The sequence below is a fragment of the Rufibacter tibetensis genome (genome assembly GCF_001310085.1).
Lineage (GTDB): Bacteria > Bacteroidota > Bacteroidia > Cytophagales > Hymenobacteraceae > Nibribacter > Nibribacter tibetensis.
Map to the genome: position 1 here is coordinate 1 of NZ_CP012645.1, position 7,500 is coordinate 7,500.

The following is a 7,500-nucleotide window of genomic DNA, read 5'->3' on the forward strand; positions in this document are numbered from 1 at the left end:
TTTTTCGCTTCCCAAGACTGTTCTTTTTAAGACAACCTCTCCGAAGAACCCTTCCTGTTGAAGGGGCTGCAAAGGTAATAAGAAATTTGCTGTTTACAAGGGCCTGCTTTGAGGTTTGCCCCTGTTCAGCGCAGCCTAAGACGTAACTAAGTTCTGGGTCAGGGAGTTCCCAGCAGGATAATTTTTTTGTCTACTATCCTATGGGCTTATCCCTCTACTTTGGCACCCAACTGGCGCCTGTGTGGAAACCATGATGGGGTGGCTGGAAGTTCCCGGACTGGGCAGAAAAAAGAGGCACGGTATTCTAAACCATGCCTCCATTTTTCTATGTTTATCTACTTGGCTTAGAAGTTCAGTTTATGTTTTCATTCCTGCTACTTCTGTGATGGCTGTTGCTAATGCCTCCCAGGTATATTTCTTCTTCTCCTCTTGTATAAACTTAACCATCTCTTCAGATTTATCTTCCAGATAGTATCTCTCTATAGCATCAGCAATCGCTTCGGAAGAAACGTCCACTACATACCCCACCTTGGTATCCGGTATCATTTCTACTAGTCCACCTACTTTCGTAACAATCATAGGCACTTCAAAATGATAGGCTATTTGAGTGACTCCGCTTTGGGACGCGTGCCGATAAGGTTGTACTACTAAATCTGCTATGGAGAAGTAAGCTTTTACTTTGTCATGAGGAATATACTCGGTGTGGAGAATAACCCTGTCTTGTAGGTTGCCCTCTTTTATAATCTGTTTATAAACTTCTGGAGATTCATAATACTCTCCTGCTACTATCAACTTAATACCTCTCTCCTGTAGCCGTGGATCTCTCATAGCTTGTAGCAGGATGTCCAAACCTTTATAATATCTTACGAACCCAAAGAAGAGAAGGTACTTCCCTTCCGGAAGGTTAAGTTCTTGCAATGCCTCTCCCCTTGACATCTTCTGACCATAGGTATCATAGATGGGATGTGGACTACTAACAACGGGTTTGCTCTTATTGAACTGCTTCAGCTCTTTGGTAACGGTAGCCGACATAGTGACGAAGGCATCACAGGCATCTACAAAATACTTCGTTAAGGCTATATCCCCGGGCCGCTTTTCATGTGGCACTATGTTATCTGTGAGTGCCACCAGCTTTGTTTGCTTGTTGCCTCTGATGATTTTGGCGACTGTACCTAAACTCGGGCTCATGAACGGTAACCAATACCGTAGCAAAACGACATCTGGCTTTTTCTTCTTGATCTTATAACCGAGACGAACCCAGGTAAATGGATTGATGGAACTGAGTTCCTGGTGAATGACCAAATCTTGAGGGGCTGGTCCTTCTACATACTGTGACTTGCCTGGGAAAAGTATAGAAGGATATTGGGTAGTAAAGGTGAAGATTTCTACTCGGTGCCCCATCTGTTGCCAAGTGCGGGCAAGGCTTTCAGTGGAAGCAGCTATTCCTCCCCTGAAAGGGAAAGCAGGACCAACAATAACAATATAGGCCATGAATTAAAACCCGATGTTATCTCTGATCAGGTATTCATCTTTCCTTCTTCCAACCAGGGAAACCATCTCGGCCAGAAAGCCAGCTAAAAACAACTGCACGCCCACAATTACGGCTACCAAGGCCAGAAAGAACAAAGGTTGATCTGTCACGTTTCTTACGGCCTGGTTTTGGAAAGAGTAGTACATCTTCTCAATTACTAACCAAGAGGTAATTAGAAAACCAATCAGGAAAGAAATAGTACCAAGGCTCCCGAAGAAGTGCATAGGGCGCTTCTTGAACCTGGAGACAAATGAAATAGACATCAGGTCCAGGAAACCATAGACAAAACGCTCTAACCCGAACTTGGTGGTGCCGTATTTTCGCTCCCGGTGTTGTACTACTTTCTCCCCAATTTTGCTAAAACCGTTCCATTTCGCAATCACAGGTATATAGCGGTGCATTTCACCATACACCTCAATGTTCTTCACTACCCGCTCATCATAGGCTTTCAAGCCACAGTTAAAATCATGGAGTTTGATTTTAGAAATTTTGCGGGTAGCAGCGTTGAATAATTTAGTGGGTAAGGTTTTGCTAAGCGGATCATAACGCTTCTTTTTCCAGCCTGAAACCAGATCATACCCTTCTTCCACAATCATTCTATAGAGATCCGGAATTTCGTCTGGGCTGTCCTGCAAATCTGCATCCATAGTGATGACTACCCTGCCCAGCGTTTCTCTGAACCCTACATTGAGGGCCGCTGATTTGCCGTAGTTACGGTTGAACCTAATGCCTTTGATGTTTTGATCCTGCAGAGATAACTCCTGAATCACTTTCCAGGAAGTATCAGTACTGCCATCATCAATCAAAAGAACCTCATAAAGAAAACCGTGCGATACCATCACACGGTTTATCCATTGGGTAAGCTCTGGCAGTGACTCTGCCTCATTAAGAAGTGGTATTACCACAGAAATATCTACTCTGTTCTGCATGAAATTTCTTACTCAAACTCTGGACGGTTTCTCTTCATGATAGCCGCAATAATGAGAGACAAAAAGAAAGCACCAATGGTATAAAGTAAAATACTCAAGATAATCATAGCCAATGGCCCGGAAAACATTTGCGCCACCTCTACAGCTTTTTCTATTTGCTCATCAGACAAACCTCGCTCTTCCATTTTCTGCACTTCCATTTCCATGGCTTTTTCTAGGATAGTATTATCAATGAAGGTAGTATAGATAGCTGAAAATACACCACCTAGAACACCTGCAATACTTCCTAAAATAGCCCCAATACCAAGCCCTTGTCCATAGGACATATAGCTGTGATTATGTTCTTTGAAGTAAAGGTATGCTGCTACAATTCCTCCTCCTAAAATCAAAAAAGACAGTACTTGAGCTAAGGTACTATTGGTAGATCGTTCTAAGAGCATAAAAATCAGACTTACTATGATAAGACTGAAACCAGCTATAAACCCATAACGCACGCCTACAGATGTAGGGGTAACAGTTGGCTCGTGCATGGTCGCTTGTTCGTTCATGGTTATGGATTTGGTTCTTGAGTTATTTTCTAAAAAATACGCCTAAAACGATACTAATAAAGAAACCCGCCACCATCCGGTTCACGAAGCTAATTTGCGCCAAGGTAAAAGCGTTTAACTGGTTCAGCCTCTGGTAAGCGTTTTTGTAATTCACTTCTCCCATCATCTGCGTTAACTCTTGCCTTGTTAACTCCATCCGTTTCTGACTCAATATAATATATTCTTTGATCAACTCTTCGCCCGCCAAAAATGAATAGATGCACAGCAGCATGGCAGAAGTGAACGCTAGAAAGAAAACGGTCACAAACCCTACCTTAAAAGCTTTACCAAATCCCAACTCTGAGTCGTGAAACTTCTTAAAGTATTTTATGGCCAGAAAAATGAAAACCGACCCGAAAACTAAGGTGGAGGAATACTCACTGGTGTTATCATAAGGGTTCTCAAACCCGATCAACGCGAGAATCAAAATATAAGCAAAGCTTACGATTCCTCCTGTGACGCCATATTTAATGGCGGTATTTACAACAGCTTTATCAAACATTATATGAACCCTTCTCTAGTTTTGATAAGCTGGGTTAGAGGTAAACTGTCCGTTTACATAAGTGCCAAACACACATCCTGTCAACTCACGCCCAAAGAAAGGAGTGTTCTTTGCAGCTGACGCATTTAGTTTCTCGTCGAAAATCCAGGTTTTAGTTGGGTGGAAGAAGGTCAGGTTAGCAGGAGCGCCTTCTGTTAAGGAAGGCAAGGGTAGGCCAACAATGTTTCTGGAACCAACGGTTAGCTTCTCTATGAGTGCTTTACTGGACAAGTGAGATGCCAAAGTTTCATTGGCAACAGAATATGCTGTTTGCAGACCAATGATTCCAGCCTCGGCCAAATCGAATTCCAGTTCTTTTGCTTCTTCGTTCCAGGGAGTATGGCCAGAGACAAGAGTGTCAATGGTTCCGTCTTGCAAGCCTTCCAGAATGGCTTGCCTGTCTTCTTCTCCTCTGAACGGAGGGCTTACTTTATAATTGGTGTCAAACGGTTGGACCATTTGATCTGTGAAGGCGCATTGATGAGCAGCCACATCACAGGTAACGTTTAGTCCATGTTGCTTGGCTTTTCTTACGGCCTTTACTCCAGCGGCAGTAGACAATTGGGATAGGTGAAGTCTTCCGTCAGTATACTGGAGCAATTGAAGATCACGGGCCACCTGCACTTCTTCCGCAAGGGAAGGAATCCCTTTCAACCCCAGCCGGGTACTGGTGGTGCCCTCGTGCATGTGGCCACCGTTAGCTATTTTCTTGTTTTCCGGGCGATTTATCAAAACTCCCCCAAAAAGCTTCAGGTACTCCAATGCTTTTAAAACAGTATCTTCTGCCTGCAAAGAATCGGCTCCCTCTGAAAACGCAATGGCTCCCGCAGCCTTCAAGTCTAAGACCTCAGACAAATCTTTCCCATCAAGATTATGCGTGATAGCTGCAATGGCGTGTAGCTTAACAGGACCGTAGGAAGATTTATGTTTAAAGTATTCTATGGCAGATCGGGTCTGGATTATAGGTTCCAGGTTGGGAAGACAAGCCACTTCCGTAAATCCACCAAAGGCTGCAGCTTTTGTGAAATTCTCCAGCGTCTCCCGGTTTTCAAAGCCTGGCTCTCCGGTAAAAGCGCTCAAATCAAACCAGCCTAGAGAGCAGTGCAATCCTCGTTCAGAAACTATTTGTGCGTTTTCGTCCTCAATCCCAGAAGCTATTTGCTGGATACGACCATCTTTCAACAGGATATCTACCGTTTGACCGTCCAGAGATGAAGAGGAGTCAACAATGGTAACCGCTTTAAATAACAGATCCACTTTTTTTAGCGCTTAAAATGACGGCCTCTATCACGAGGCACAGAAAACACAATATTAGGCAATATTTCCAAAGGGATGCGCCACTTGCTTCTGTTTGCAGCTGTTTTTGCAAGGAAACAGTTTCCTTAGGCTCTATTACCTGTACATTATCTCCGTGGCCCGCTAAAATTTCCTTCAGCTCTTCAACAGTGTATCCTTCCAACCTGGATTCTTCTCTGGGGATATTCAGAGCGATGGTAGAGATAGCTTTGCCTTCTCTTACCAAGGTGTAAAAACCCGGCGTGGAAACATCATTAGGCAAGGTCATGTGCAGCATATCCTGTCTTACCCTCTGATCTGGAATAAAAGACTGATCTCCCATTGTTAAAGAATAAGGTTGCTTGGAGACTACCTCATTCTCCAGAGGAATGTTGATAGTACCTCTGTTTGCCTGGTGCGCCAGAACAGTTCTGGATACATCAAAAGATAATGCTAGCTGGTACAACACCGGAACAAATAAAGGGTGGGCTACAAACGAGGAGGCATTGTTGATTGGTGAGGCAAATAAATGAACGTTCCCTTTCCCTATTCTGAAAGTACTTAGGAAGGGAGTATTGTCTGTAAACTTCAAGATGTTGTGAAAAGAACTTCGCCAGGTTAATACCGGTTTGGCTTCAGGCATTTTCATGTTTTTGACCTCTTTTTCAAAAACTTGCCTGAAAAAGGCATCTGACAAATCTGGTTGTATCAACGGTTTTGGCCCTGTCTCCTGACTTTCTTCACTAATGCCTTTTAAACCTATCTTGGCTAAGAAATCTACGGCTCCTTTTTGAGAGGCAGTTGCTGAAGGAATTAACAGAACGTTTCCTCCTCTTCCTATCCAATCATAAATTTGTTGAATCAACCTTGAAGATGCTCCAGCCGGAATGTCTACTACCCATAACCCGTTAGGCCGTGTCACATCACTGGAGAAAACAAAAGCTGGCTCCGCTTTGTACGCCTGGGCGATGGGGTCATTCTGCCCTTGAGCTCTATTAAGTTTAAGTTGAACGGAGGAGGGTTCAGGTAGAACTATAAAATATTGATTATCATAAGAAGTAGTTGGATCTTCTACTTCAAAAGTAATTTGCTGAGCAGTACCACTGGCTAAAGGGATTTTGAAGTGGGCGATTGCTTTGTTGCCTGGTTCCAAAAGAACCTGTGTTGCTCCTAAGAGTTTACCATCCTCAGAAGCAGTTACCTTCACCTGGTTACTTTCATCAAGATTACTACCTGCTACTCTAACAGAAATGCCAGCTAAAGAATTAGGCAGCAAAACAGGTTGCTCCAGCCATACTGAATCTATATATAAGTTAGGAATGTCTGTTGTTGAAAGAGAAACTAGAGTAATAGCCTGCTCTTTTGGCAAATCAGTTAGAACTTCAGGAGAGAAGGTAGACCTTTGGAAGTCAGAAACTATATAGGTTTGGCTTGATCTCCGTTGATTGGTGATTTTGCTGATCCCCTCCTGCGGGGACAAAAACTGATTACTACTGCTACCAAGATTAAGAGAATCACTTCTAAGACCAGATATATTAGTAGAAGAGGCAAGACGATTATCCATTGAAAGGTCTGAAGCAGCGTCCATAGCCGCTTCTAACTTAGAGACTCCTTTCTCTGAAGAAGAACTCTGCATACTCCAGGAGGAATCTACAAGAACTTGAGCTGGTCCTTCAGCATGAGATAGTCCTTTTCTTCTTTGATCTAAAAATAAAAGAACTGCTGTAAGGGCTGCTCCTATAAAAAGAAGCCTTAAGAAAAGAAGTAAGTAGTTATTGATTTTCCGGACAGAGCTGGTTTTTGAAATTAAAGCATTCAAAAACTGTATATGAGAGAAGTCAAGCTTTTGCCTGAGCCTTAATCCGAAGAAGTGAATGAATACTAAAAGTACTGCTGCTATTGCAGTCCCAGTCAAAAGAGGAAGCATCTAGTAAAATACGTTTATCCGTGAAGATAACTATTTGCTCCTTAAACTTATTATAAGATGCTCAAGTGATAAGCTCCTTTTCTCTATGAAGGGAAAATAATGAATTGATTTACCCCCTGTAAAACGCAGAACAGCCCACCGTCTCTTCTAGAGGGGTGGGCTGTTTAGGTGGGGTTGGCGGCTACCTACTCTCCCGCGTGTGACCGCAGTACCATCGGCTCGGCGGGGCTTAACTTCTCTGTTCGGAATGGGAAGAGGTGGACACCCGCGACATAGCCACCATTATTTTCCGTTTCTCCTCCCTTTCGGGGGCGAGTGTCAATGATGTCGGGGGGTGCTTTGATATACTTGGGAAAAGAGAGAACACCAGGGTACGCGCCTTTTTGGTGGCGGGAAAGTTCTCGGGCAATTAGTACGGCTCGGCTATGCCATTTCTGGCTTTACACCTGCCGCCTATCGACGTGGTCGTCTCCCACGGCCCTTAAAGGGATTTCTCATCTTGGGGTGAGTTTCGCACTTAGATGCTTTCAGCGCTTATCTCATCCGAGCGTAGCTACCCTGCGCTGCGGCTGGCGCCACAACAGGTCCACCAGAGGCTCGTCCATCCCGGTCCTCTCGTACTAAGGACAGGTCCCCTCAAAAATCCAACGCCCACTACAGATAGGGACCGAACTGTCTCACGACGTTCTGAACCCAGCTCGCGTGCCACT

Annotated in this window: 6 protein-coding genes, 2 rRNA genes and 1 pseudogene (1 of these 9 only partly in view); all 9 read right to left on the minus strand. The window is 44.0% G+C overall.

Annotation, left to right across the window (positions count from 1 at the left end; translation table 11 throughout):
• Nucleotides 1-357: 357 nt before the first annotated feature.
• Nucleotides 358-1,491 (minus strand): glycosyltransferase, encoded by a 1,134-nt coding sequence (locus tag DC20_RS22180; protein WP_062546239.1) that lies wholly within the window; start codon nucleotides 1,489-1,491, stop codon nucleotides 358-360.
• A gap of 3 nt (nucleotides 1,492-1,494) precedes the next feature.
• On the minus strand, nucleotides 1,495-2,460 hold the full coding sequence (locus tag DC20_RS22185) for a glycosyltransferase family 2 protein (RefSeq protein WP_062546240.1): 966 nt from the start codon (nucleotides 2,458-2,460) through the stop codon (nucleotides 1,495-1,497).
• An 8-nt stretch (nucleotides 2,461-2,468) separates the two neighbouring features.
• The gene (locus tag DC20_RS22190) at nucleotides 2,469-3,008 is read right to left on the minus strand and encodes a DUF4199 domain-containing protein (RefSeq protein WP_062546241.1); all 540 of its coding nucleotides are present in this window, start codon (nucleotides 3,006-3,008) and stop codon (nucleotides 2,469-2,471) included.
• A 22-nt stretch (nucleotides 3,009-3,030) separates the two neighbouring features.
• Nucleotides 3,031-3,549: a DUF4199 domain-containing protein gene (locus DC20_RS22195; RefSeq protein WP_062546242.1), complete on the minus strand. Its 519-nt coding sequence runs from the start codon at nucleotides 3,547-3,549 to the stop codon at nucleotides 3,031-3,033.
• A 15-nt stretch (nucleotides 3,550-3,564) separates the two neighbouring features.
• Entirely contained in the window at nucleotides 3,565-4,845 is a 1,281-nt protein-coding gene (locus DC20_RS22200; protein ID WP_062546243.1) for a dihydroorotase, read from the minus strand.
• Nucleotides 4,829-6,499 carry a hypothetical protein gene (locus DC20_RS22205; protein ID WP_062546244.1) on the minus strand — a complete coding sequence of 557 codons (1,671 nt, stop codon included), beginning with the start codon at nucleotides 6,497-6,499 and terminating at the stop codon, nucleotides 4,829-4,831. Before DC20_RS22205 ends, DC20_RS22200 begins: the two co-directional genes overlap by 17 nt.
• 96 nt (nucleotides 6,500-6,595) lie before the next feature.
• Nucleotides 6,596-6,790, minus strand: a pseudogene (locus DC20_RS23745) (BatA domain-containing protein); the annotation flags it as partial.
• 172 nt (nucleotides 6,791-6,962) lie between these two features.
• Nucleotides 6,963-7,074, minus strand: a 5S ribosomal RNA gene (gene rrf, locus DC20_RS22210).
• Between the two features lie 105 nt (nucleotides 7,075-7,179).
• Nucleotides 7,180-7,500: ribosomal RNA gene (locus DC20_RS22215) — 23S ribosomal RNA — on the minus strand; it runs 2,526 nt beyond the window's last position.

What these genes read in the sequence shown, in the direction of transcription:
- DC20_RS22180 (WP_062546239.1), bottom strand. Translation starts at nt 1,491, where the DNA reads ATGGCCTATATTGTTATTGTTGGTCCTGCTTTCCCTTTCAGGGGAGGA.
- DC20_RS22185 (WP_062546240.1), bottom strand. Translation starts at nt 2,460, where the DNA reads ATGCAGAACAGAGTAGATATTTCTGTGGTAATACCACTTCTTAATGAG.
- DC20_RS22190 (WP_062546241.1), bottom strand. Translation starts at nt 3,008, where the DNA reads ATGAACGAACAAGCGACCATGCACGAGCCAACTGTTACCCCTACATCT.
- DC20_RS22195 (WP_062546242.1), bottom strand. Translation starts at nt 3,549, where the DNA reads ATGTTTGATAAAGCTGTTGTAAATACCGCCATTAAATATGGCGTCACA.
- DC20_RS22205 (WP_062546244.1), bottom strand. Translation starts at nt 6,499, where the DNA reads ATGCAGAGTTCTTCTTCAGAGAAAGGAGTCTCTAAGTTAGAAGCGGCT.